At 66.9% G+C, this 1,757-nt stretch carries 2 protein-coding genes; one reads left to right on the top strand and one right to left on the bottom strand.

What is annotated here, in order from left to right:
* Window positions 1-186 precede the first annotated feature (186 nt).
* The gene (locus C1J01_RS47885) at window positions 187-831 is read right to left on the bottom strand and encodes a TetR/AcrR family transcriptional regulator (protein WP_111185778.1); all 645 of its coding nucleotides are present in this window, start codon (window positions 829-831) and stop codon (window positions 187-189) included.
* Window positions 832-984: 153 nt separating this feature from the next.
* On the opposite strand from C1J01_RS47885, the gene C1J01_RS47880 reads away from it, so the two are divergent.
* On the top strand, window positions 985-1,407 hold the full coding sequence (locus C1J01_RS47880) for a Dabb family protein (protein WP_111185776.1): 423 nt from the start codon (window positions 985-987) through the stop codon (window positions 1,405-1,407).
* Window positions 1,408-1,757: the final 350 nt, after the last annotated feature.

Here is a 1,757-nt window from a genome sequence, read left to right as displayed (position 1 = left end):
CCCCACTCCCATCCCCAACGCCCAGCCGTACCCAGGCCGCCACCACCGCCCAGTCGCCGCCCGCCCAGGCTGTGGCAGCGTGGCGGCCCGGTCGTCGAAGACGCAGCGACCGTACGTTCAGGCCACCCGCCGCGACCGTACGCTCATATGCGCACCGGGGCCGCCATGTATGGCTACATGCCGCCGTCATCGGCGGTCTGTGCTCGGCGGGCTGGCTTGGGCGCCATGGAGGATGAAGTCGGCTACTCGGTCTAGGAAGGCGTCGTCCAGTGGGTGGCCGAGCATGAGCCAGTGGAAGTAGAGCGGTCCGGAGATCATCTCCAGCAGGAAGTCGGGGTCGGTGCCGGCGGGTAGTTCGCCGCGTTCGAGGGCGCGTTCGAAGATGACTCTTGAGACCTTGAAGCGGGCCGGCCAGAACATGTCGAGGAGTTCGTACAGGTCGGCGCTCGCGGCAGTGCGCGGGCCGGCTTCGCGCAGCAGGACGGCGACCCAGGGGACCTTGAGGCCGAGGCGGATCTCTTTGAGCAGTTCGACGAGATCGCCGCGCAGGCTGCCGGTGTCGGCGGGCGGCGTCAGTTGGCCGCGGCGTTCGATGAGGGCTGTGGACACCAGGCCGACCTTGTTGCCCCAGCGGCGGTAGATCGTCGTCTTGTTGACGCCCGCGCGCTGGGCCACCGCATCGACGCGCAGCGCGGCGTAACCGACCTCGCTCAACTCGGAGAGGGTGGCATCGATGACCGCTTCGCCCACGCGTGCCGTCCGGCCGCCCGGGCGGACCGTCGCGGTATCGGTGTGCAGATGCTCAACGTCTTTCAGCGGGCCGCCTGCCATACGGCCAGGTTAGAGCGGTGTCGAGCCTAGATGCACCTCTGCGGTGCGTTAGGCGGAATTAAGGCAACCCCTAGTTGTGTTAAGAGCGACTGAGTCCACGGGCCTCAAAACAACAACTCGGTTGCGTCAGGGCTCGTTCTAGGGAGAAACGCCATGATCTACCACCAGATTCGCATCGCCATGAGGCCCGACGCTCCCGAAGATCAGGTTCAGCACGCGCTCGACCTGATGCGCAAGCTCGGCGACAAGCTCGACGCCGTCGAGTACTTCATGGTCGGCCGTGACTTCGGCGGCGAGTTCCACTACGGCGCCATGTACGCGCTCAAAGACATCGACGCCTACCGCACCTACATGTACGACTCGCTGCACCGCCAGATCGACGCGATCGGCCTGCCGCTCGTGGCCAACATGATCTCAATGGACCTCACCGACGACACCGACCCCGAGATCGGCGACAAGATCGCTCAGGTGCACAGCGACCGGTTCACCGACCACCCCGAACTCCTCGACCTGGTCGAGAACCTCGGCTCCTACGAGGGCAGCGGCGTCCCCGGCGACGCCTCCAAGCCCGCATGAGCCGGCACCACCGGAGACGCCCGCCACCGTCTCCCGCCGCCGTGCCTGACCCTCAGGGTCCAAGATGGTCCAGTTTTTTCGGGACCAACGCTCTTACCAACCCTCTTCTACGGCGGTGTCGGTACGGAGCACAGGAAGCGTTTCGGCTTCCGGCCTTCGAGCCCTTCGAGGAGTTTGGGCGGAGCGACGCTGGCTACCCGGTTCGGGCCGAGCGGGCCGGATGGGCGGGGCGCGACGCTGGCTACTCGGACTTGGGCCGAGCGGCTGGGTGCGCGGAAGCGACGCAGGTCACTCAGTTCGGGCCGAGCGGCCGAGTGGGCGGGATGCGATGGTGGCTACCCGGTTTGGGG

It is taken from the genome of Nonomuraea aridisoli, from assembly GCF_003236395.1.
GTDB classification, from domain to species: Bacteria; Actinomycetota; Actinomycetes; order Streptosporangiales; family Streptosporangiaceae; genus Nonomuraea; species Nonomuraea aridisoli.
The sequence above is the reverse complement of the archived record's forward strand: the minus strand, read 5'-3'. Positions and strand labels throughout refer to the sequence as shown.

Bases quoted from the DNA above. Each gene is read 5' to 3' on its own strand.
- C1J01_RS47885 (WP_111185778.1), bottom strand. From the start codon at position 831: ATGGCAGGCGGCCCGCTGAAAGACGTTGAGCATCTGCACACCGATACC.
- C1J01_RS47880 (WP_111185776.1), top strand. From the start codon at position 985: ATGATCTACCACCAGATTCGCATCGCCATGAGGCCCGACGCTCCCGAA.